Here is a 23,007-nt window from a genome sequence, read left to right on the forward strand (position 1 = left end):
GGTTTTGCGTGCTTCACATCCAGCCGTACTCCGCCATGGACAACGGATCGCCGTCGCCGATGATGAAATGGTCGAGTACCCGCACATCGATCAGGTCCAGCGCCTTTTGCAGGCGCTTGGTCAGCACCCTGTCGGCCTGGCTGGGGTCGGTGTTGCCCGACGGATGGTTGTGGCACAGGATCAATGCAGCGGCATTGTGCGCCAGTGCACGCTTGACCACTTGCCGCGGATGAACGCTGGTGTTGTCGATCGAGCCGCGAAACAGCACCTCAAAATCCAATACCTGATTCCGGGAATCGAGAAACAGGCAGCCGAATACCTCATGGGGTTCATGGCGCAACATCGCCTTGAGGTATTCACGCACCACCTGCGGATTTTCCAGCGCCGACTTTTCCCGCGCTCGCTCGGCCAGATGGCGCTTGCTCATTTCCTGGGCAGCCTGCAATTGCGCGAACTTCGCCGGCCCAAGTCCCAACTGCTTGCTGAACGCCTCCTGATCGGCTTCCAGGAGCAAACGCAGGCTGCCAAACTGACTCAACAGGTGTCGGGCCAGGTCTACGGCGCTTTTACCCACCACGCCGGTTCGTAAAAATATCGCCAGCAGCTCGGCGTCCGAAAGACTTCCCGCGCCCTGTTCAAGTAACCTCTCCCGCGGCCGTTCCGCCGACGGCCAATCGCGAATACTCATAGCACCTCCCTGTCTGTGGGCGCCGCTGTTCCGTAGCGGTCGCTGTGATATCGTAGCCCATCTTTTTTGCGGGCGATTTCACTCCTGGGGAGGGGGTATCGCAACGCAGTCATCAACGAAATGAAAGGCAGGCCTATGCAGCGGCTGTATCGGAAACGCATTGTTCTGGGCGTCGGCGGCGGTATCGCTGCCTACAAGAGCGCCGACCTGGTTCGCCGCCTGATCGACCAGGGCGCCGAAGTGCGCGTGGTCATGACCCGGGGCGGCGCCGAGTTCATCACTCCACTGACCATGCAGGCCCTGTCCGGGCATCCGGTCCACCTGGACCTGCTGGACCCGGCGGCCGAAGCCGCAATGGGCCACATCGAACTGGCCAAATGGGCCGACCTGGTACTGATCGCACCCGCCACCGCCGACTTGATCGCGCGCCTGGCCCAGGGCATTGCCGATGACTTGCTGACCACGCTGGTGCTGGCCACCGACGCCGTGGTTGCCGTCGCTCCGGCGATGAATCAGGCCATGTGGCGCGACCCGGCCACCCAGGCCAACCTGCAAACCCTCGAAAGCCGTGACATCAAGGCCTTCGGCCCGGCCTCCGGCAGTCAGGCCTGCGGCGACGTCGGCCTGGGGCGCATGCTCGAAGCCACGGAACTGGCCCAATGCGCGGCAGACTGCTTCCAGCGTCAGGCACTGACCGGCAAGCATGTGCTGATCACCGCCGGCCCGACCCAGGAAAACATCGACCCGGTGCGCTACATCACCAACCACAGCTCCGGAAAAATGGGCTTTGCCCTGGCCGAAGCGGCGGTTGAAGCCGGTGCCCGCGTCACCCTGATCACCGGCCCCGTGCACCTGCCGACCCCGGATCGTGTCACGCGCATCGACGTGGTCAGTGCCCGCGACATGCTCGCCGCGTGTGAAGCGGCAATTCCTTGCGACCTGTTTATCGCCTCGGCTGCGGTCGCGGATTACCGCCCGGAAGTCGTCGCGCCACAAAAACTCAAGAAAGATCCTACGAACGGCGACGGCTTGTTGCTACAAATGGTGCGAAACCCGGACATCCTGGCCAGCATCGCCACACGCCCCGACCGTCCGTTCAGTGTCGGTTTCGCCGCCGAAACCGAACACCTGCTCGACTACGCTGCCCGCAAGCTGAAAGACAAGAACCTCGATTTGATCGTCGCCAACGACGTTGCCAACCCGAGCATTGGCTTCAACAGCGAAGAAAACGCCTGCAGCGTGATCGACCGTGAGCTTCACGCCACACTCTTCGCCCAGACCAGCAAGAGCAAGATTGCTCGCCAGCTGATCACTTTTATCGCCGAACGTCTGAACCAGGTTTAATTTACATGCACGCTTTGCAAGCCAAGATCCTCGATCCCCGCATCGGTACCGAATTCCCGCTGCCGCAGTACGCCACGCCAGGCTCTGCCGGCCTTGACCTGCGCGCCATGCTGGAGCAGGACATCGTGATCAAGCCGGGTGAAACCGTATTGATCCCCACCGGCCTGTCGGTCTACATCGGCGACCCGAACCTGGCGGCGCTTATCCTGCCGCGCTCCGGCCTGGGCCATAAGCACGGCATCGTCCTGGGTAACCTGGTCGGGCTGATTGACTCCGACTACCAGGGTCCGCTGATGGTCTCCTGCTGGAACCGTGGCCAGACAGACTTCACCATGACCGTTGGCGAGCGTCTGGCGCAACTGGTGCTGGTGCCGGTGGTGCAGGCGCATTTCGAGATGGTTGAAGAGTTCGTCGAGACCCAGCGCGGTACCGGCGGCTTCGGTCATTCCGGCAGCCGCTGATACGCAATCTATACGCCTGAAATCAAGGGATTGACCGGTCCAAAAGCCGCTCGCGTTGCTGGCATGGCCTTTTCGCACCACGAACTCTGCGCGAAAAACGCCGTCATACCTTTCAGTTTGAACCTGCCGGCGAGTCATTCGCCGGCCTGTCCAGCCACTTTCAAAATGGAGCATTACCCCAGATGAGCACCCCAGTGCGCGTTGCCCCCAAGTTCCCCGACAGCATTTTCCGCGCCTATGACATACGCGGCACCGTCCCGGAATTTCTCAACGCCGAAACGGCTTACTGGCTCGGTCGCGCCATCGGTGCCCAGAGTCTGGCCCAGGATGAACCTAACGTTTGCGTAGGCCGTGACGGACGCCTCTCTGGCCCGGAGCTGGTCGAACAGTTGATCCAAGGCCTGGCCGACAGCGGTTGCCATGTCAGCGACGTCGGCCTGGTGCCAACTCCGGCGCTGTACTACGCCGCCAACGTACTGGCCGGCAAGTCCGGCGTAATGCTCACCGGCAGCCACAACCCATCGAACTACAACGGCTTCAAGATCGTCATTGCCGGCGACACCCTGGCCAATGAACAGATCCAGGCCCTCCATGACCGCCTCAAGACCAACGACCTGACCAGCGGCAAGGGCAGCATCACAAAAGTCGAGATCCTCGACCGCTACAGCACCGAAATCGTCCAGGACATCAAGCTGGCCCGCCGCCTGAAAGTCGTGGTGGACTGCGGCAATGGCGCGGCCGGCGTGATCGCCCCGCAATTGATCGAAGCGCTGAACTGCGAAGTCATCCCGCTGTTCTGTGAAGTCGACGGCAACTTCCCCAACCATCACCCGGATCCGGGCAAGCCTGAAAACCTCGTCGACCTGATCGCCAAGGTCAAGGAAACCAACGCCGATCTCGGCCTGGCTTTCGACGGCGACGGCGACCGCGTCGGTGTGGTGACCAACACCGGCAGCATCGTCTTCCCTGACCGCTTGCTGATGCTGTTCGCCCGCGACGTGGTGGCGCGCAACCCGAACGCGGAAATCATTTTCGACGTCAAATGCACTCGCCGCCTGATCCCGCTGATCAAGGAATACGGCGGTCGTCCGCTGATGTGGAAGACCGGTCACTCGCTGATCAAAAAGAAAATGAAACAATCCGGCGCCCTGCTGGCCGGCGAAATGAGCGGGCACATCTTCTTCAAGGAGCGCTGGTTCGGCTTCGACGACGGCATTTACAGCGCCGCGCGGTTGCTGGAAATCCTCAGCAAGGAAAAATCCTCGGCCGAAGAGCTGTTCGCGACCTTCCCGAACGATATTTCTACGCCGGAAATCAATATCCATGTGACCGAAGAGAGCAAATTCAGCATCATTGATGCATTGCACGACGCGAAGTGGGGCGAAGGCGCCGACCTGACCACCATTGACGGCGTGCGAGTCGACTATGCCAAAGGCTGGGGCCTGGTTCGCGCTTCCAACACCACACCGGTGCTGGTCCTGCGTTTCGAGGCCGATGACGAGGCTGAATTGCAACGCATCAAGGACGTTTTCCACGTCCAGTTGAAGCGTGTTGCACCTGATCTCCAACTACCGTTCTGATTCACCCGGAGCCCTGAATGACCCTCGAACGCGAAGCCGCCGCCAACACCGCCAAGGTCCTGTCCGAAGCGCTGCCTTACATTCGCCGCTATGTCGGCAAGACACTGGTGATCAAATACGGCGGCAACGCGATGGAAAGCGAGGAGCTCAAGACCGGCTTCGCCCGCGACATCGTGCTGATGAAGGCCGTAGGTATCAACCCGGTCGTGGTTCACGGCGGCGGCCCGCAAATCGGTGACCTGCTCAAGCGCCTGTCGATCGAGAGCCATTTTGTCGACGGCATGCGCGTTACCGATGCCGCCACCATGGACGTGGTCGAAATGGTCCTCGGCGGCCAGGTCAACAAGGACATCGTCAACCTGATCAACCGTCACGGCGGCAGCGCCATCGGCCTGACTGGTAAAGACGCCGAGCTGATCCGGGCGAAGAAGCTCACCGTTACCCGTCAGACGCCGGAGATGACCACCCCGGAAATCATCGACATTGGCCACGTGGGCGAAGTAGTCGGCATCAACACCGATCTGCTGAACCTACTGGTCAAGGGTGATTTCATCCCGGTGATCGCGCCAATCGGCGTGGGCGCCAATGGCGAGTCGTACAACATCAACGCCGACCTGGTGGCTGGCAAGGTGGCCGAGGCGCTGAAAGCCGAGAAACTGATGTTGCTGACCAACATCGCGGGCTTGATGGACAAGTCAGGCACGGTCCTGACCGGCTTGACCACCCAGCAGGTCGACGACCTGATCGCTGACGGCACCATCTATGGCGGCATGCTGCCAAAGATCCGTTGCGCACTGGAAGCGGTCCAGGGTGGCGTGGGCAGCTCGCTGATCATTGACGGTCGTGTGCCTAACGCGATCCTGCTGGAAATTTTCACCGATACCGGTGTGGGCACCTTGATCAGCAATCGCAAGCGTCCATAAGCAACACACGAACAAAAAGACCCCGCTCAGCCTGGCTGAGCGGGGTCTTTTTTTGCGGCGATGAACTGCGGCGCTTCTATCGCTGGCAAGCCAGCACCTACAGGGATATCACCGATTCTGTAGGAGCTGGCTTGCCAGCGATGGCGATTAAACGGGCAACGCCAGCGTCAGATCAGACGCCAAATTGGGCGCGGTAGGCTTCAACGGCTGGCAAATGCTGCTTGAGTTGCGGATCGTCGGCCAGGAACTCCAGCACCTGGTTCAGCGAAACGATGCTGATCACCGGAATCCCGAAATCACGCTCCACTTCCTGGATCGCTGACAATTCACCGTTGCCACGCTCCTGGCGGTTCAGGGCGATCAGCACGCCGGCCGCCTTGGCGCCGTCCTGGGAGGCGATGATCTGCATCACTTCGCGAATTGCGGTACCGGCAGTGATCACGTCGTCAATGATCAGCACTTCGCCGGTCAGCGGTGCGCCGACCAGGCTGCCGCCTTCACCGTGGGCCTTGGCTTCCTTTCGGTTGAAGCACCATGGCAGGTCACGGCCGTGATGCTCGGCCAATGCCACGGCAGTGGTCGCCGCCAAAGGGATGCCCTTGTAGGCCGGGCCGAACAGCACATCGAAGGCAATGCCGCTCTCGGCAATGGCTGCGGCGTAGAAACGACCCAGCTGCGCCAGGGCCGAACCTGTATTGAACAGGCCAGCATTGAAGAAGTAAGGACTGGTGCGCCCGGACTTCAGGGTGAACTCACCGAAGCGCAAAACGCCGCGATCGATGGCAAAACGAATGAAATCGCGCTGATACGCTTGCATGAAAAAAACCCCAAATACCACGGATTTAGCTAATTAGGTTGACGCCGTGTATCATACACGCACGCGATTTTTGGGGCCATTTATGCGGATCATCAGTGTGAACGTCAATGGTATTCAGGCTGCAGTCGAGCGCGGTTTGCTCAGTTGGCTGCAGGCACAGAATGCCGACGTCATCTGCCTGCAGGACACCCGTGCCTCCGCCTTTGAACTGGACGATCCAGCCTTCCAACTGGATGGCTACTTCCTTTATGCCTGCGACGCCGAAGTTCCCGCCCAAGGTGGCGTGGCTTTGTACTCGCGGTTGCAACCGAAGGCTGTCATCAGCGGTCTCGGTTTCGAGACGGCCGACCGCTACGGGCGCTACCTGCAAGCAGATTTCGACAAAGTCAGTATTGCAACCCTGTTGCTTCCTTCCGGAATGAACGGCGATGAGGACTTGAACCAGAAGTTCAAGCTCATGGACGACTTCGCCAAATACCTGGACAAGCAGCGGCGCAAACGCCGCGAGTACATTTATTGTGGCTCGCTGTACGTGGCGCAACAGAAACTGGACATCAAGAACTGGCGTGACAGCCAGCAATCTCCGGGCTTCCTGGCGCCTGAGCGCGCCTGGATGGACGAGATTGTCGGCAACATGGGTTACGTCGATGCCCTGCGGGAAGTTAGCCGTGAAGGCGACCAGTACAGCTGGTGGCCGGATAACGAACAAGCCGAAATGCTCAACCTCGGCTGGCGCTTCGATTACCAGATCCTGACCCCGGGCCTGCGCCGCTTCGTACGCAGTGCGCGCCTGCCACGTCAGCCTCGGTTCTCGCAGCACGCGCCGTTGATCGTGGACTACGACTGGACGCTGACGATCTGAGTCTGGCCGGTCAAAAAAATGCCCGTATCGCAAGATACGGGCATTTTTTATGGCCGGACGTAACCTGAACTTCAGGCAGCGGCGAAGAACGGCAGCGCCAGGTACATCTTGATGACAATCACATTGATGATATCGATGAAGAACGCCCCCACCATGGGTACCACCAGGAACGCTATCTGAGACGGTCCGTAACGCTGCGTCACCGCCTGCATGTTGGCGATGGCCGTTGGCGTGGCCCCCAGTCCGAAACCGCAGTGCCCTGCCGCCAATACGGCCGCATCGTAGTTACTGCCCATGACCCTGAACGTCACGAATATCGCAAACAGTGCCATGACCAACGTTTGCACTGCAAGGATAATGAAGAACGGCAAAGCCAGCGCCGCCAGGTCCCACAGTTTGAGCGACATCAAGGCGATCGCCAGAAACAGCGACAGGCTGACATTCCCCAGCACTGAGACTTCACGCTCAAACACCTGGTACAAGCCAAGCGCTGAAAGTCCGTTGCGCAAAAGAACGCCCACGAATAACACGCACACGAAAGTTGGTAATTCAAATACGCTTCCGTGGAGCAGGCCATTCAAAAGCGAGCCTGCCAACAAGCTGACCGAAATAAGCGCGAGCGTCTCGATAAACGAAAAGGGAGTAATCGAACGCTCCTTGTTCGGCTGTTCGAAGCCCTTTGGCAGCCGAGGCTTTTCTTGCTGACAGCCAGGTACCTGAACACGATTGATGAGCAGGCGAGCAACAGGCCCCCCAATCAAACCGCCCAGCACCAGGCCAAAGGTCGCAGAGGCCATCGCCAGTTCTGAGGCGGATGCCAGTCCGAATTTCTCGCTGAACGTCGCGCCCCACGCAGCGCCCGTACCGTGACCGCCGGCCAGGGTAATCGAGCCGGTCAGCAGGCCCATCAAGGGATCGAGCCCCAAGGTCTTGGCAAGTCCGATGCCCATGGCATTCTGGACCACCAGAAGCCCGGTCACCGCCAGCAGGAAAATTCCCACTACGCGCCCGCCCTTCTTAAGGCTGGCAAAGTCTGCGCTCAAGCCAATCGTGGCAAAAAACGCCAACATCAATGGAGTTTGCAGTGAGGTATCAAATCGGACTTGAATATCAAGGCTTCGCAAGGCCAAAAGAACCAAGGCAACCATCAGGCCGCCAGCTACAGGTTCCGGAATATTGTAAGTGCGTAAAAAACCGACTCGTGTAACTAGACCGCGCCCCAGTAATAAAACTAAAGAGGCAGCAACAAGTGTTCCATAAAAATCGAGCTCAATCATTTGGGGTTTCTTGGGTGGACATTCAGGGGGCGAACTTTTTACCTGGACACGCCGCATGAACAGGTTGATTCGTCTCAACACTGATTAGTCTTGGATTCAGGAACCCTCAATGGTCTGAATGTATCGAAATATTTCTTAGTAAATATTACTTGGTGCGGACTTTATAATCACCAAGTCTTATTGCCAAGCATATATACCGAACTGAACCATTGCAGTTTGTGACTAAAGTGAACTCAAAAAAAATGCCCCGACAGGTCGAGGCATTTACTTTGGTTCGATACTTCTTGGCTAACTCACTTGATCAATCGCCAGGTGAATGGATAGCGATAAGGTACTCCTTCATTGGCTTTCACGCCGCCAATGATGGTCAATACCAGCGCCCCGATCGCCACCAGGCCAAACAGGAAGAACCCGATAATCACCAGCATCAGCAGCAAGCAAATGGCGGATGCAATGGCGACGGTGATCTGAAAGTTCAGCGCCTCCTTGCCCTGCGCGTCGATGAACGGGTCCATCTCGCGCTTCATCTGCCACAGAACCAACGGGCCGATCAGTGTGCCGAAAGGAATCCAGATGCCCAACAAGGCGGACAAGTGACAAAACATTGCCCACTGCCGAACCTCTTTGCTCGGCGCGGGGAGCAACTGTTGTTCGTCACTCATGACGTCCTCCTTGTGTGTGGCAATCCGATCAGTCAGCCAGTGCAGACTTTTGCAGATCGAAGATCTCGTTCATGCCCTTTTTCGCCAGTTCCAGCATGGCATTCAGCTCTTCAGGCTGGAATGGCGCGCCTTCGGCGGTGCCCTGGACTTCGATGAAGCCGCCAGTGCTGGTCATCACCACGTTCAGGTCGGTCTCGGCAGCCGAGTCTTCCAGGTAGTCGAGGTCGAGCACAGGTTCACCTTGATACATGCCCACCGACACCGCACCGATCATTTGCTTGAGCGGGTCGCCGCCTTTGAGGCCGCCACGCTTCTTGATCACTTTCAGGGCATCGACCAGGGCAACCATTGCGCCGGTGATGGACGCGGTGCGAGTACCGCCGTCAGCCTGGATCACGTCGCAGTCAACGTACAAAGTGACGTCGCCCAACTTGGACATGTCCAGCGCAGCGCGCAGGGAACGGCCGATCAGGCGCTGGATTTCCAGGGTACGGCCGCCTTGCTTGCCGCGGCTCGCTTCACGCTGGTTACGCTCGCCGGTGGCGCGCGGCAACATGCCGTATTCGGCCGTCAACCAGCCCTGGCCCTGGCCCTTGAGGAACCGCGGCACGCCGTTTTCGACGCTGACGGTGCAAATGACCTTGGTGTCGCCGAACTCGACCAGCACAGATCCCTCGGCGTGTTTGGTGTAGTTGCGGGTAATGCGGATCGAGCGGAGCTGATCGGCAGCGCGACCACTTGGACGTTTCATAAGGGATACCTGTACGGGGACGGAAAACTGCGGAGCATTATAGAGCCGCCAGCCGCGACTGGGCACTTCTAAAAAAATCATCGGACCAGCGAAGGCTCTGCACAGCCCGCTGCCGACGAGCTGCGGGTCTTTGTCACACCGTGTGTTTGGGCGCATCCACGCCACTGCGCTACAATCCTGCGCCTTTGCTGCCAGTCAGCTTAAATTCATTGATATCGGATCGCCGGAACGTCAGTTGCGCGCCGATCTGCATTGCGAGGTCCCTCCATGGTGCACAGTATGACCGCCTTCGCCCGCGTCGAGAAAGCCGGCGTCCAGGGCACCCTGAGCTGGGAACTGCGCTCGGTCAACAGCCGCTACCTCGAGCCCCACCTGCGCCTGCCGGAGTCCTTTCGCGACCTTGAGGGCGCTGTTCGTGAAGCCTTGCGCCAGGGCGTATCGCGGGGAAAGCTCGAATGCACCTTGCGCTTCACCGAAGAAAACACCGGCAAAGCGCTGCAAGTGGACCAGGAACGCGCGGCGCAGCTGGTTGCCGCCGCCGAGACGATCGCCGGCCTGATCAAGAATCCGGCGGCGCTGAACCCGCTTGAAGTCCTGGCGTGGCCCGGTGTATTGGTGGGTGACGCGACCGACCCGCAAGCGCTGAACGCCGAGGCACTGGCACTGTTCAACCAGGGACTCAAGGAACTGAAGGCCGGCCGCGAGCGCGAAGGCGCGGAACTGGCGCGCCTGATCAACGAGCGCCTGACGTCCATCGAAGAAGACGTGGTAACCCTGCGCGAGCTCGTTCCGCAAATGCTTGCCACCCAGCGCCAGAAAGTGCTCGACCGCTTCGCCGACATGAAGGCCGAGATGGACCCGCAGCGCCTTGAGCAGGAAATGGTCATGCTCGCGCAGAAAAGCGACGTCGCCGAAGAACTGGATCGCCTGAGCACTCACATCATCGAAGTTCGCCGGGTACTCAAGTCCGGCGGTGCCGCCGGGCGGCGCCTGGACTTCCTGATGCAAGAGCTCAACCGCGAAGCCAACACACTGGGCTCCAAAGCCTTCGACCCGCGCAGCACCCAGGCTGCGGTCAACCTCAAGGTGTTGATCGAGCAGATGCGCGAACAAGTGCAGAATATTGAGTAAGGCAACCCCGACATGACCCACAGCACTGGCACCCTGTACATCATTTCCGCCCCTTCGGGCGCGGGCAAGAGCAGCCTGGTCAAGGCCCTGACCGACGCCGATCCGGAGATCCGCGTCTCGGTCTCCCATACCACCCGCGCCATGCGTCCGGGTGAAGTGAATGGCGTGAACTATCACTTCGTCGATCGCAGCGAGTTCGTGAAGATGATCGAGCACGGCGATTTCCTCGAGCGCGCCGAAGTATTCGGCAATCTCTACGGCACGTCGCAAAGCCACCTGCAGCAGACCCTGGACGAAGGCCACGACCTGATCCTGGAAATCGACTGGCAAGGCGCCGAGCAAGTGCGCAAGCTGATGCCCCAGGCCCGCTCGATCTTCATTTTGCCGCCGTCATTGCAGGCCCTGCACCAGCGCCTGACCAATCGTGGCCAGGACAGTGACGAGATCATTGACGGGCGCATGCGTGAAGCCGTCAGCGAAATGAGCCACTACGTCGACTACGACTACCTGGTGATCAACGATGATTTCGCCCACGCGCTGCACGACCTGAAGGCGATTTTCCGCGCCAATCAGCTGCAACAGAAACGCCAACAGCAACGTTTTGGCAAATTGCTAGCTGAATTGCTCGGTTAATCAGCTCTTCCCAAAACAGCTGCAAGGGCTTTACATTGGCACTTGCAGCGCGTTGAAGGGCTTGGTCAAAAAATCAGCGCTTCCCTAATCGCTGGTGATTTTTTAAACTGTTGAGTCCGCTCGCCCATCCGGGCAGCGCGCATATTGCATTTGCTACGAGGAAGACCATGGCCCGCGTAACCGTTGAAGACTGCCTAGAACACGTGGATAACCGCTTTGAGCTGGTCATGCTCTCTACCAAGCGTGCCCGTCAACTGGCCACCGGCGGCAAAGAGCCGAAAGTAGCATGGGAAAACGACAAGCCTACCGTCGTCGCCCTGCGTGAAATCGCTGAAGGCCTGATCGACTACGCAGCTATCGCCGAAGCCGAAATCGTTGAAGATGAACCGCTTTTCGCTGCATTCGAGGACGAGTCCAACGAGGCCGTCTAAGCCTATGCCTGGTCGACGTAGCACGGCGCGGGATAAAAGCTTACGGCAGGAGACATCATGCCGAGCATAGACGCCCTCGCCGATCGCTTATCGACCTACCTCGGCAAAGACCAGGTCAACCTGGTCCGCCGAGCGTATTTCTACGCCGAACAAGCCCACGACGGCCAACGCCGCCGTAGCGGCGAGGCGTATGTCACGCATCCCCTTGCAGTGGCGAATATTCTTGCCGACATGCACATGGACCATCAGAGCCTGATGGCGGCCATGCTGCATGACGTGATCGAAGACACCGGTATTGCCAAGGAAGCGCTGCAAGCGCAGTTCGGCGAAACCGTGGCCGAACTGGTCGACGGCGTCAGCAAGCTGACCCAGATGAACTTCGAGACCAAGGCCGAAGCCCAGGCTGAAAACTTCCAGAAAATGGCCATGGCCATGGCGCGCGATATCCGCGTGATCCTGGTCAAGCTGGCCGACCGCCTGCACAACATGCGCACGCTGGAAGTGCTGTCCGGCGAAAAACGCCGGCGCATCGCCAAGGAAACCCTGGAAATCTATGCACCCATCGCCAACAGGCTGGGCATGCACGCCATCCGCATAGAATTCGAAGACCTCGGTTTCAAGGCCATGCACCCGATGCGTTCCGCGCGAATCTACCAGGCGGTCAAGCGCGCCCGGGGCAACCGCAAGGAAATCGTCAACAAGATCGAGGAATCCCTCAGCCACTGCCTGGCCATCGATGGCATCCAGGGCGAGGTCAGCGGTCGCCAGAAACACCTCTACGGCATCTACAAGAAGATGCGCGGCAAGCGTCGGGCCTTCAACGAGATCATGGACGTCTACGCGTTCCGGATCATCGTCGACAAGGTCGATACCTGCTATCGCGTGCTGGGTGCTGTACACAATTTGTACAAACCGTTGCCGGGGCGCTTCAAGGACTACATCGCGATCCCCAAGGCCAACGGCTACCAATCGCTGCACACCACGCTGTTCGGCATGCACGGTGTTCCGATCGAGATCCAGATCCGCACCCGTGAAATGGAAGAGATGGCCAATAACGGCATCGCCGCCCACTGGCTGTACAAGTCCAGCGGCGACGAACAGCCAAAAGGCACCCATGCCCGCGCCCGCCAGTGGGTCAAAGGCGTGCTGGAAATGCAGCAACGGGCCGGCAATTCGCTGGAATTCATCGAAAGCGTGAAGATCGACCTGTTTCCGGACGAGGTCTATGTGTTCACGCCCAAAGGCCGGATCATGGAGCTGCCCAAGGGCTCCACGGCGGTCGACTTTGCCTATGCGGTGCACACCGACGTCGGCAACAGCTGCATTGCCTGCCGGATCAATCGCCGCCTTGCGCCGCTGTCCGAACCGCTGCAAAGCGGCTCCACGGTCGAGATCGTCAGCGCTCCGGGCGCACGGCCGAACCCGGCGTGGCTCAACTTCGTGGTCACCGGCAAGGCGCGTACCCATATCCGCCATGCACTGAAACTGCAGCGCCGTTCCGAGTCCATCAGCCTGGGCGAACGCCTGCTGAACAAGGTGCTCAACGGGTTCGACAGTTCGCTGGAAAAAATCCCGGCGGAGCGCGTCAAGGCGATGCTCGCCGAATACCGCCTCGAACTGATCGAAGACTTGCTTGAAGACATCGGCCTGGGCAATCGCATGGCTTATGTGGTGGCTCGCCGCCTGCTCGGCGAAGGTGAGCAATTGCCAAGTCCGGAAGGTCCCCTGGCGATTCGCGGTACCGAAGGCCTGGTCCTCAGCTACGCCAAGTGCTGCACGCCGATCCCGGGCGACCCGATCGTCGGCCACCTCTCCGCCGGCAAAGGCATGGTCGTGCACCTGGACAACTGCCGCAACATCAGCGAAATCCGCCACAACCCGGAAAAATGCATCCAGCTCTCGTGGGCCAAGGATGTCACCGGCGAATTCAACGTCGAACTGCGCGTCGAGCTGGAACACCAGCGCGGCCTGATCGCCCTGCTGGCCAGCAGCGTCAACGCAGCTGACGGCAACATCGAAAAAATCAGCATGGATGAACGCGATGGTCGCATCAGCGTGGTCCAACTGGTGGTCAGCGTACACGACCGTGTGCACCTGGCCCGCGTGATCAAGAAACTGCGCGCCCTGACCGGGGTGATTCGCATCACCCGCATGCGCGCGTAGCTAGCCCCCAAAGCCAAGCCCTTACAAGGAGTCATAGATGACCAAGACTGTTATCACCAGCGACAAAGCCCCGGCCGCCATCGGCACTTACTCCCAGGCGATCAAGGCTGGCAACACCGTGTACATGTCGGGCCAGATTCCCCTGGACCCAAAAACCATGGAACTGGTCGAAGGCTTCGAAGCCCAGACCGTCCAGGTGTTCGAGAACCTCAAGGCCGTGGCTGAAGCCGCCGGCGGTTCGTTCAAGGACATCGTCAAACTGAACATCTTCCTCACCGACCTGAGCCATTTCGCCAAGGTCAACGAGATCATGGGCAAGTATTTCGACCAGCCTTACCCTGCCCGCGCCGCCATCGGCGTTGCAGCCCTGCCAAAGGGTTCGCAGGTTGAGATGGATGCCATCCTGGTCATCGAGTAATACGTCCGGCGCAGCCCTCTGAAGGCTGCGCCGCTGCCGTATGTATAAAAGCGTTTTGAAAGGATTCCACCATGCGCGCTGCGCTAGCCCTCTCGCTGGTCGCCCTACTCCTGGGCGGTTGTGCCAGCAACCCTGCCGACCGTGACATCAGTGGCACCTGGATCAACCAGGCGGCGATCGATGCTGCGGCCAAAGGCGGCCCCCTGCGTGAAGCCCTCCAGGCCTATGGTCCGAACCTGGAATGGGACGTCAACACCAAGGCCAGTCAGGCCCGCTACACCAATGGTTTTGAAAATGTCGAAGGCAAGTTGTTGGGCGAAGAGTCCGGCGCCTGGAAAGTCGACTTTTATGGCAGCTCTGCCAGCGAGCTCAAGCGCGACGGCAAGCAACTGAGCCAGGCCGCCAGCGACAACGAACCTGAGCAGGTCTTCGACCGGGCGCAGATTCCGGTTCCGGATGGCGCGCCGATGGGCGCCAGCTTCGAACGCGCGCTGTATTCGGCGTACATGGGCGGTAGCTGGAAGGTCGTCAGCGGTCCCGGCGAAGGCAATAGCGTGCAGTTCCAGGCCGACGGCCAGGTTATCGGGCTGCCGGAAGCCGATCGCTACGCCCTGTGCCTGGCGGGTGATTGCGCGTCGATGAGCGGAGGCAACGACAACATGTGGTTGCAAATCAACGGACAGGGAAATCCCTGGATCTTTGCGCGCAAAGGCAAGGAACTGGAAATTTTCCAGGCCGTGAATTCTGCCCAGGCAGACGAAATGCCCCAGTACGCACCGGGCAATCGTAAGTGGTTGCTGGAAAAGCAGTAAGCACACATGTGCCATGTGGGAGCGAGCCTGCTCGCGAAGCGGTGTGTCAGACAACATGACTGTTGGATGTTACGGCCTCTTCGCGAGCAGGCTCGCTCCCACAAACGGTTCGGGTACCTGGCAGTTAACCGTTCCCTTCGATTATCGCGGCATACCCCTCGCGAAAGCTCGGATACTTCGGCGTCCAACCCAACGCCCTAGCCCGTGCATTGCTACAACGCTTGCTCCCGGTGCGGCGCACCGTGGCGTCCTCCGCCCATTCGGTCACACCCAGATACTCGCGCAACCAGCCCACCACATCCGCCAGGGCCGCGGGCGCGTCATCAACGCCTATATAGACGTCATCCAGTGCCTCGCCACGCCGATCCGCCTCCAGCAGACAGGCCATCAACCCCGCGGCGTCATCGGCATGAATTCGATTGGCGAACAGCGGCGGATCGACCGCCACGCGATACCCCCGGCGAACCTGAGTCAGCAGCCACTCACGACCCGGGCCGTAGATACCGGTCAGTCGCACAATGCTGGCCGGGATGCCGCTGTTGAGGGCAATTTGCTCGGCCTCGAGCATCACCCGCCCTGAATAACCCGCCGCCACGGTCGGCGAAGTCTCGTCAATCCACTCGCCCTGCTGCTGACCGTAGACACTGCTGCTGGAAACGAACAGCAGGCGATTGGGCACCTGCCCGTAATCGCCCAGCCACTCCAGCACATGCTGCAGGCCCTGGACATAAGCGGCGCGGTAGCCGGCCTCATCGTGATCGGTGGCAGCCGCGCAATACACCAGGTAATCCACCGCACCGATCGGCCAGGTCGCCGGGCAGTCTTTGTCGAACAAGTCGCCGGCCACCCCGACAACCCCATTTGGCAGGCGTGAAACGTCGCGGCGCAGGCCATGGACCTCCCACCCGCCAGCCAACAATTGCGTGGCCAGGCGACTGCCGACATCACCACAGCCGGCGATCAAAACAGAGGGCGCGGACATCAGAAAACTCTCCTCGAAAATGGACAAACTAGCGCCGGCAATGGACGAGCGGCTAGTAATGCAGGAAAAAAAGAGACTCTATTACTTCTGTTAACAAGAATTAATTGCAATAATACTGGCCACTTTGTTCTCGGCCTCACGAGGCCTGGAAGAACATCAACCGTCTTTTTCTCTCAGGTCCGGCCCAGCATGACACGAAATCAACTCTTCGCTTCGCCTACCAAACGACCTCGCGCCTGGAACGCGGTGGCCGCCTTGCTACTCAGCCTGGTGCTGGCGCCGACCGCCGCATTGGCTGATGCACAAGCGCCCGTCGCCCCGGCTGCCGCCTCCGCACCTGCTCCAACCAATCACGTCGCTCCGGCGGTGACCCCGGCCGCGACCGATCCTGCCCAGGCAGTACCGGCAGACACTCTCGGTGAAGACACTCCCGAAGTCCTCGAAGCTGACAACAGCTTGGGCATGGCCCATGACCTGTCGCCGTGGGGCATGTACCAGAACGCTGACATCATCGTGAAAATCGTGATGATCGGCCTGGCCATCGCTTCGATCATTACCTGGACCATCTGGATTGCCAAAGGCTTCGAGCTAATGGGCGCCAAGCGTCGCCTGCGCACTGAAATCGCGCACCTGAAAAAAGCCGCCACGCTCAAGGAAGCCGCCGCATCGGCGACCAAACCAGGCACCCTGGCCAACCTGCTGGTCCATGACGCCCTGGAAGAAATGCATTTGTCGGCGAGCAGCCGTGAGAAAGAAGGCATCAAGGAACGCGTCAGCTTCCGCCTTGAGCGCCTGGTGGCCGCCTGCGGCCGCAACATGAGCAGCGGCACCGGCGTACTCGCCACCATCGGTTCCACTGCGCCGTTCGTCGGTCTGTTTGGCACCGTATGGGGCATCATGAACAGCTTCATCGGCATCGCCAAGACCCAGACCACCAACCTGGCCGTTGTCGCCCCCGGCATCGCCGAAGCCCTGCTGGCAACCGCCCTGGGCCTGGTGGCAGCGATCCCGGCGGTCGTGATCTACAACGTATTCGCCCGCTCCATCGCCGGCTACAAGGCGCAAGTATCCGACGCGTCGGCAGAGGTCCTGCTGCTGGTCAGCCGCGACCTCGACCACCAGCCTGAGCGCAGCTCGCATCCGCACATGGTGAAAGTGGGGTAATCGGCCATGGGCCTGCATTTGAAAGAAGGGGCAGACGACGATCTGTCCGAGAACCACGAAATCAACGTCACGCCGTTCATCGACGTGATGCTGGTGCTGCTGATCATCTTCATGGTGGCGGCCCCGCTGGCCACCGTGGACATCAAGGTCGACCTGCCCGCATCCACCGCCAAACCGGCGCCGCGGCCAGAGAAACCTGTGTTCCTTAGCGTCAAGGCTGACCAGCGCCTGTTCCTTGGCGAAGATGAAGTGAAGGCCGAAACACTCGGCGCTACGCTCGACGCCAGGACGCAGGGCAAGAAAGACACGACGATCTTCTTCCAGGCCGATAAAGGCGTGGATTACGGCGACTTGATGAGCGTGATGGACAATCTGCGCGCCGCCGGTTACCTGAAGGTGGGCTTGGTCGGACTTGAGACGGCAGCCAAGAAATGATCACTACGCGCCATAAACTGACGCGTTACAGCGGTAGCCTGGCGATCGTGCTGGGCGTTCACGCAGTGGCGATCGCGCTGGCCGTGAACTGGACTGCCCACCCGCCCATCGAATTGCCGCCCCAGGCAATGATGGTCGAGCTGGCACCGGTTCCCGCCCCGCCACCGCCTGCACCGCCTAAGGTCGTCACGCCTCCACAGCCGCCCGCTCCGGTTGAAGAACTGCCGATACCCAAGCTTGCCGAAGCGCCGAAGGCCGAGATTGCCGTGCCCAAGCCGGTCAAGCCCAAGCCGAAGCCGCAACCGCCCAAGCCGGTAGAGAAAAAGCCCGAGCCGCCAAAGGAAAAACCGTCGGAAGCCAAGCCAAGTGACGCCCAACCGACTCAGGCCCCTACGGAGAAATCCGCCCAGCCTGCGTCGAGCCCATCCCCGGCTCAACTGGCCGCCAAAGCCAGCTGGCAAGGCACCTTGCTCGCCCACCTTGCCAAGTACAAGAAGTATCCGGCCAGTGCTCAGGCACGGGGCAAGGAAGGCATGAACCGGCTGCGCTTCGTGGTGGATGCCGAAGGCAACGTGCTGTCGTTCGAACTGGTGGGCGCCTCCGGCACTGCGGATCTGGACCGGGCAACCCTGGAAATGATCCGCCGGGCCCAACCGCTGCCCAAGCCACCGGCAGACATGCTGACCAATGGCTCCATCGAAATTGTTGCTCCGTTTGTTTATTCGCTGGAAAAGCGTCGGCGCTAAAAGCAACAAATCAAAAGATCGCAGCCTGCGGCAGCGCCTTCAGGGATCACGTTAACCCGTGAAGGCGCTGCCGCAGGCTGCGATCTTTTTTGCCTTTTGCATTGCCCTGTGTCGCGCGATACACGCAGTCTGATAACGTGCGTCTATCGATTGCAGCCGGTATGCTTGGCTCGCAACTTCATGGACGCTTGCTATGACCCTCACTGAATTACGCTACATCGTAACCCTCGCCCAAGAACAGCACTTCGGCCATGCCGCCGAGCGCTGTCACGTCAGCCAGCCAACCCTGTCGGTGGGCGTGAAAAAGCTTGAAGACGAACTCGGTGTGCTGATTTTCGAGCGCAGCAAAAGCGCCGTGCGCTTGACCCCGGTCGGCGAAGGCATCGTTGCCCAGGCGCAAAAGGTGCTTGAGCAGGCCCAAGGCATCCGCGAACTGGCCCAGGCCGGCAAGAACCAGCTGACCGCGCCACTGAAGGTCGGCGCGATCTATACCGTCGGCCCGTACCTGTTCCCGCACCTGATTCCGCAACTGCACCGGGTTGCCCCGCAGATGCCGTTGTACATAGAGGAAAACTTCACCCACGTGCTGCGTGACAAACTGCGCAACGGCGAACTCGACGCGATCATTATCGCGCTGCCGTTCAACGAAGCCGACGTGCTGACCTTGCAGCTCTATGACGAACCGTTCTATGTCCTGATGCCGGCTCAACACCCGTGGACACAGAAAGAATCCATCGACGCCAGCCTGCTCAACGACAAGAGTCTGCTGCTGCTCGGCGAAGGCCATTGCTTCCGCGACCAGGTACTCGAAGCCTGCCCGACCCTGACCAAAGGCAACGACGGCGCCAAGCACACCACCGTGGAGTCCAGCTCACTGGAAACCATCCGCCACATGGTGGCTTCCGGCCTTGGCATTTCGATCCTGCCGCTGTCGGCAGTCGACAGCCATCACTACGCCCCCGGCGTGATCGAAGTTCGCCCGCTGTCGGCGCCAGTGCCCTATCGCACCGTGGCCATCGCCTGGCGTGCGAGCTTCCCGCGGCCGAAGGCCATTGAAATCCTCGCTGACTCCATTCGCCTGTGCTCGGTGGCTAAACCCGCAGCACCGGTGACGGCCGGTTAAGCAACGCCATGACCGAGTTGTCGCAAGTGTCGGTGACGGCGCTCAAGGGCGTCGGCGAAGCCATGGCCGAAAAACTGGCCAAGGTCGGCCTGGAAAACCTCCAGGACGTTCTGTTTCACCTGCCGCTGCGCTACCAGGATCGAACCCGGGTGGTGCCGATCGGCCACTTGCGACCGGGACAGGACGCCGTGGTCGAAGGCACCGTCAGCGGCGCCGACGTGGTCATGGGCCGGCGCCGTAGCCTCGTCGTGCGCATGCAGGACGGCACCGGCGGCCTGAGCCTGCGCTTCTATCATTTCAGCAATGCACAGAAAGAAGGTCTCAAGCGCGGCACGCGGATTCGCTGCTATGGCGAAGTGCGGCCCGGCGCCTCGGGCCTGGAGATCTACCACCCGGAATACCGCGCCATCACCGGCGACGAACCGCCGCCTGTGGATGAAACCCTGACCCCGGTGTACCCGCTCACCGAAGGCCTGACCCAACAGCGCCTGCGCCAGCTGTGCATGCAAACCCTGACCCTGCTTGGCCCCAGCAGCCTGCCCGACTGGTTGCCAAAGGAGCTGGCCCGCGATTACCAACTCGCGCCCCTGGCCGATGCCATCCGCTACCTGCATAACCCGCCGGCCGATGCCGACGTCGACGAACTCGCCCTGGGTCATCACTGGGCCCAGCATCGTCTGGCCTTCGAAGAACTGCTGACCCATCAACTGTCCCAGCAACGCCTGCGCGAGAGCATGCGTTCGCTGCGCGCGCCGGCAATGCCCAAGGCCGCCCGACTGCCGGGAAAGTACCTGGCCAATCTCGGCTTCAGCCCCACGGGTGCACAGCAGCGGGTCGGCAACGAAATCGCCTACGACCTCAGCCAGCACGAGCCGATGCTGCGCCTGATCCAAGGTGACGTCGGCGCCGGTAAAACGGTGGTCGCCGCCCTTGCCGCACTGCAGGCGCTGGAGGCGGGTTATCAGGTCGCGTTGATGGCGCCGACCGAGATCCTCGCCGAACAGCACTTCATCACCTTCAAGCGCTGGCTCGAACCGCTGGGCATTGAAGTCGCCTGGCTGGCTGGCAAGCTCAAGGGCAAGAACCGCGTCGCCGCGCTGGAACAGATCGCCAGCGGCACACCCATGGTGGTCGGCACCCACGCGTTGTTCCAGGATGAAGTGCAGTTCAAGAACCTGGCGCTGGTGATCATCGACGAACAACACCGCTTTGGCGTCCAGCAGCGTCTGGCGCTTCGGCAGAAAGGCGTCGGCGGACGCATGTGCCCGCATCAACTGATCATGACCGCCACGCCGATTCCACGCACCCTGGCGATGAGCGCCTACGCCGACCTCGACACCTCGATCCTCGACGAATTGCCGCCTGGTCGCACCCCGGTCAACACCGTGCTGGTCACCGACACCCGCCGCGTCGAAGTCATCGAACGAGTGCGCAGCGCTTGCGCCGAAGGGCGTCAGGCCTACTGGGTATGCACGCTGATCGAAGAGTCGGAAGAGCTGACCTGCCAGGCCGCGCAAACCACTTACGAAGACCTCACCGCAGCCCTCGGCGAGTTGAAAGTGGGGCTGATTCACGGCCGCATGAAGCCTGCCGAAAAAGCCGAGGTAATGGCCCAGTTCAAGGCTGGCAACCTGCAGCTGCTGGTGGCCACCACCGTGATCGAAGTCGGCGTGGACGTGCCCAACGCCAGCCTGATGATCATCGAAAACCCCGAACGCCTGGGCCTGGCGCAACTGCACCAGTTGCGCGGCCGCGTCGGACGGGGCAGTGCGGTCAGCCATTGCGTGCTGCTTTACCATCCGCCGTTGTCGCAGATCGGACGCCAGCGGCTGGGTATCATGCGCGAAACAAACGACGGCTTCGTGATCGCCGAAAAAGACCTCGAGCTGCGCGGCCCTGGCGAAATGCTCGGCACACGACAGACCGGCCTGCTCCAATTCAAGGTCGCCGACCTGATGCGCGACGCCGATTTGCTACCCGCCGTACGCGATGCCGCCCAAGCCCTGCTGGAACGCTGGCCCGACCATGTCAGCCCGCTACTCGACCGCTGGTTGCGCCATGGGCAGCAATACGGCCAAGTGTGAGCACCGTCTCAGTTTCCAGGCCATGGTTTTGAGCAAGCTGGTTATACTCCTGAAATTGTTTTGAAACGGATACAGACCATGACCGAAGTTGCACTCGCACCCGCCATTCCGCACGCTCCATCGGTCATTCGTCTGTTGCTGGATAAAATGGGCATCGCTTTCGAAGAAGTGCTCGACCATCACGGCCTCAATGCCGCGCGCAAAGTCCAGGCCGTGCTGCTCGATGACAGTGTCGGCTCGCTGATGGTGCTGTACCCGCAGAGCCAATTGCTGGACCTCAATCGCCTGACCGAACTCACCGGCCGGCGCCTCACGGCCGTGTCGACCGAGCGTCTGGAGAAAATGCTCGGCAAACACAACCTGAGCCTGATGCCGGGCTTGCCATCGCTGACCAGCTCGCCGTGCCTGTATGAAGAAAGCCTGTTGCGCGAGCCCATGCTGCTGGTCAACTCGGGTGAGCCGGGCGTACTGCTGGAGATCACCAGTGAAGCCTTCCGGTCCATGCTGAGCAAGGCCAGCGCCGCCAACTTCGGCGAGAACCTGAGCAGCATCCGCCCCAACCTCGATCGCCCCGACGATGACCGTGAGGAAATTTCCCAGGCCGTCCAGGCGTTTACCGCACGACGTATCCAGCAACGACTGGAAGCGACCATCGAGATTCCGCCGCTGGCCGAAACGGCACAGAAGATCATCAAGCTGCGTGTCGATCCCGACGCCACCATCGACGACATTACCGGCGTGGTCGAAACCGACCCGGCGCTGGCCGCACAAGTGGTGAGTTGGGCTGCATCGCCCTACTACGCCTCACCGGGCAAGATTCGCTCGGTAGAAGACGCGATCGTCCGGGTATTGGGTTTCGACCTGGTGATCAACCTGGCGCTGGGGCTGGCCCTGGGCAAAACCTTGAGCCTGCCCAAGGACCAGCCGCAACACAGCACACCTTACTGGCAGCAATCGATCTACACGGCTGCGGTCATCGAAGGCCTGACCCGCGCCATGCCTCGCACCCAGCGCCCGGAAGCGGGCCTGACTTACCTCGCGGGCCTGCTGCACAACTTCGGCTACCTGTTGCTGGCCCACGTATTCCCACCGCACTTCTCGCTGATCTGCAGGCACCTGGAGGTCAACCCGCACCTGTGCCACAGCTTTGTGGAGCAACACCTGCTCGGCATCAGCCGTGAACAGATCGGCTCATGGCTGATGCGCTACTGGGACATGCCGGAAGAACTGACCACCGCGCTGCGCTTCCAGCACGACCCAGGCTACGACGGCACCTTCGCCGAGTACCCGAACCTGGTGTGCCTGGCCGTGCGCCTGCTGCGCAGCCGCGGCATCGGCTCGGGACCGGACGAAGGCATCCCCGACGCCCTGCTCGAACGCCTCGGCCTCAGCCGTGCCAAGGCCGAGGACGTCGTTAGCAAAGTGCTTGAGGCTGAAGTGCTTCTGCGCGAACTGGCCTCACAATTCAGTCAGGGATAAAAAAACCGCTCTCACATCAGGGTAATGTGGAGCGGCTTTTG

At 60.6% G+C, this 23,007-nt stretch carries 22 protein-coding genes and 1 pseudogene; 17 read left to right on the forward strand and 6 right to left on the reverse strand.

The genetic code is table 11. The features are described from left to right. Positions 1 to 13: 13 nt before the first annotated feature. A complete protein-coding gene (gene radC, locus BKX96_RS17430; protein WP_077184923.1) occupies positions 14 to 688 on the reverse strand; it encodes a RadC family protein in 675 nt (224 codons plus the stop codon). A 135-nt stretch (positions 689 to 823) separates the two neighbouring features. Here radC and coaBC point away from each other — a divergent pair, with 135 nt between their 5' ends. From coaBC to argB, 4 genes and pseudogenes are all read left to right on the forward strand, one after another. Further along, positions 824 to 2,032: a bifunctional phosphopantothenoylcysteine decarboxylase/phosphopantothenate--cysteine ligase CoaBC gene (gene coaBC / locus BKX96_RS17435; protein WP_008054605.1), complete on the forward strand. Its 1,209-nt coding sequence runs from the start codon at positions 824 to 826 to the stop codon at positions 2,030 to 2,032. 5 nt (positions 2,033 to 2,037) lie between these two features. Beyond that, positions 2,038 to 2,493, forward strand: a complete 456-nt coding sequence (dut, locus tag BKX96_RS17440; RefSeq protein WP_077184925.1) for a dUTP diphosphatase — start codon at positions 2,038 to 2,040, stop codon at positions 2,491 to 2,493. Between the two features lie 176 nt (positions 2,494 to 2,669). After that, a pseudogene (locus BKX96_RS17445) lies at positions 2,670 to 4,073 on the forward strand (phosphomannomutase/phosphoglucomutase); the annotation flags it as partial. A 17-nt stretch (positions 4,074 to 4,090) separates the two neighbouring features. After that, positions 4,091 to 4,996 carry an acetylglutamate kinase gene (argB, locus tag BKX96_RS17450; protein WP_008047078.1) on the forward strand — a complete coding sequence of 302 codons (906 nt, stop codon included), beginning with the start codon at positions 4,091 to 4,093 and terminating at the stop codon, positions 4,994 to 4,996. Between the two features lie 172 nt (positions 4,997 to 5,168). On the opposite strand, the gene pyrE is transcribed toward argB, so the two are convergent. Next, positions 5,169 to 5,813 carry an orotate phosphoribosyltransferase gene (pyrE, locus tag BKX96_RS17455; RefSeq protein ID WP_046818546.1) on the reverse strand — a complete coding sequence of 215 codons (645 nt, stop codon included), beginning with the start codon at positions 5,811 to 5,813 and terminating at the stop codon, positions 5,169 to 5,171. Positions 5,814 to 5,895: 82 nt separating this feature from the next. On the opposite strand from pyrE, the gene crc reads away from it, so the two are divergent. Further along, a complete protein-coding gene (crc, locus tag BKX96_RS17460; protein WP_008062840.1) occupies positions 5,896 to 6,675 on the forward strand; it encodes a catabolite repression control protein Crc in 780 nt (259 codons plus the stop codon). 71 nt (positions 6,676 to 6,746) lie between these two features. On the opposite strand, the gene gltS is transcribed toward crc, so the two are convergent. The 3 genes from gltS to rph all read right to left on the reverse strand — a co-directional run bounded on the left by gltS (position 6,747) and on the right by rph (position 9,365). Further along, positions 6,747 to 7,952, reverse strand: coding sequence for a sodium/glutamate symporter (gene gltS, locus BKX96_RS17465; protein ID WP_046818547.1), 1,206 nt, complete (start codon positions 7,950 to 7,952; stop codon positions 6,747 to 6,749). A gap of 293 nt (positions 7,953 to 8,245) precedes the next feature. Next, positions 8,246 to 8,614 carry a DUF4870 domain-containing protein gene (locus BKX96_RS17470; RefSeq protein ID WP_046818548.1) on the reverse strand — a complete coding sequence of 123 codons (369 nt, stop codon included), beginning with the start codon at positions 8,612 to 8,614 and terminating at the stop codon, positions 8,246 to 8,248. 28 nt (positions 8,615 to 8,642) lie between these two features. Next, positions 8,643 to 9,365, reverse strand: a complete 723-nt coding sequence (gene rph, locus BKX96_RS17475; RefSeq protein WP_046818549.1) for a ribonuclease PH — start codon at positions 9,363 to 9,365, stop codon at positions 8,643 to 8,645. Between the two features lie 267 nt (positions 9,366 to 9,632). On the opposite strand from rph, the gene BKX96_RS17480 reads away from it, so the two are divergent. The 6 genes from BKX96_RS17480 to BKX96_RS17505 all read left to right on the forward strand — a co-directional run bounded on the left by BKX96_RS17480 (position 9,633) and on the right by BKX96_RS17505 (position 14,953). After that, a complete protein-coding gene (locus tag BKX96_RS17480) occupies positions 9,633 to 10,496 on the forward strand; it encodes a YicC/YloC family endoribonuclease (protein ID WP_046818550.1) in 864 nt (287 codons plus the stop codon). Between the two features lie 12 nt (positions 10,497 to 10,508). Continuing rightward, positions 10,509 to 11,129 carry a guanylate kinase gene (gmk, locus tag BKX96_RS17485; RefSeq protein ID WP_046818551.1) on the forward strand — a complete coding sequence of 207 codons (621 nt, stop codon included), beginning with the start codon at positions 10,509 to 10,511 and terminating at the stop codon, positions 11,127 to 11,129. Between the two features lie 167 nt (positions 11,130 to 11,296). Beyond that, positions 11,297 to 11,560, forward strand: coding sequence for a DNA-directed RNA polymerase subunit omega (gene rpoZ / locus BKX96_RS17490; RefSeq protein ID WP_007921129.1), 264 nt, complete (start codon positions 11,297 to 11,299; stop codon positions 11,558 to 11,560). A gap of 57 nt (positions 11,561 to 11,617) precedes the next feature. Continuing rightward, a complete protein-coding gene (gene spoT, locus BKX96_RS17495) occupies positions 11,618 to 13,723 on the forward strand; it encodes a bifunctional GTP diphosphokinase/guanosine-3',5'-bis pyrophosphate 3'-pyrophosphohydrolase (RefSeq protein WP_008062824.1) in 2,106 nt (701 codons plus the stop codon). A 37-nt stretch (positions 13,724 to 13,760) separates the two neighbouring features. After that, the gene (gene ridA, locus BKX96_RS17500; RefSeq protein ID WP_003229509.1) at positions 13,761 to 14,141 is read left to right on the forward strand and encodes a deaminase RidA; all 381 of its coding nucleotides are present in this window, start codon (positions 13,761 to 13,763) and stop codon (positions 14,139 to 14,141) included. A gap of 71 nt (positions 14,142 to 14,212) precedes the next feature. Next, a complete protein-coding gene (locus tag BKX96_RS17505) occupies positions 14,213 to 14,953 on the forward strand; it encodes a hypothetical protein (protein WP_046818552.1) in 741 nt (246 codons plus the stop codon). Positions 14,954 to 15,077: 124 nt separating this feature from the next. Here BKX96_RS17505 and BKX96_RS17510 read toward each other — a convergent pair whose 3' ends face one another. Then, positions 15,078 to 15,935 carry an SDR family oxidoreductase gene (locus tag BKX96_RS17510; protein ID WP_077184927.1) on the reverse strand — a complete coding sequence of 286 codons (858 nt, stop codon included), beginning with the start codon at positions 15,933 to 15,935 and terminating at the stop codon, positions 15,078 to 15,080. Positions 15,936 to 16,124: 189 nt separating this feature from the next. Here BKX96_RS17510 and exbB point away from each other — a divergent pair, with 189 nt between their 5' ends. The 6 genes from exbB (at position 16,125) to BKX96_RS17540 (ending at position 22,966) form a co-directional block, all read left to right on the forward strand. Then, positions 16,125 to 17,099 (forward strand): tonB-system energizer ExbB, encoded by a 975-nt coding sequence (exbB, locus tag BKX96_RS17515; protein ID WP_077184929.1) that lies wholly within the window; start codon positions 16,125 to 16,127, stop codon positions 17,097 to 17,099. A gap of 6 nt (positions 17,100 to 17,105) precedes the next feature. Beyond that, positions 17,106 to 17,534: a TonB system transport protein ExbD gene (exbD, locus tag BKX96_RS17520; RefSeq protein WP_046818555.1), complete on the forward strand. Its 429-nt coding sequence runs from the start codon at positions 17,106 to 17,108 to the stop codon at positions 17,532 to 17,534. Then, positions 17,531 to 18,280, forward strand: coding sequence for a TonB family protein (locus BKX96_RS17525; protein WP_046818556.1), 750 nt, complete (start codon positions 17,531 to 17,533; stop codon positions 18,278 to 18,280). Before exbD ends, BKX96_RS17525 begins: the two co-directional genes overlap by 4 nt. A 193-nt stretch (positions 18,281 to 18,473) precedes the next feature. Then, positions 18,474 to 19,403 (forward strand): hydrogen peroxide-inducible genes activator, encoded by a 930-nt coding sequence (locus BKX96_RS17530; protein ID WP_046818557.1) that lies wholly within the window; start codon positions 18,474 to 18,476, stop codon positions 19,401 to 19,403. 8 nt (positions 19,404 to 19,411) lie between these two features. Next, positions 19,412 to 21,487 carry an ATP-dependent DNA helicase RecG gene (recG, locus tag BKX96_RS17535; protein WP_046818558.1) on the forward strand — a complete coding sequence of 692 codons (2,076 nt, stop codon included), beginning with the start codon at positions 19,412 to 19,414 and terminating at the stop codon, positions 21,485 to 21,487. Between the two features lie 78 nt (positions 21,488 to 21,565). Then, positions 21,566 to 22,966, forward strand: coding sequence for an aminoacyl-tRNA deacylase and HDOD domain-containing protein (locus BKX96_RS17540; RefSeq protein WP_046818559.1), 1,401 nt, complete (start codon positions 21,566 to 21,568; stop codon positions 22,964 to 22,966). Positions 22,967 to 23,007 lie beyond the last annotated feature (41 nt).

Origin of the sequence: Pseudomonas putida (assembly GCF_001976065.1) — a bacterium.
Lineage (GTDB): Bacteria > Pseudomonadota > Gammaproteobacteria > Pseudomonadales > Pseudomonadaceae > Aquipseudomonas > Aquipseudomonas serbica.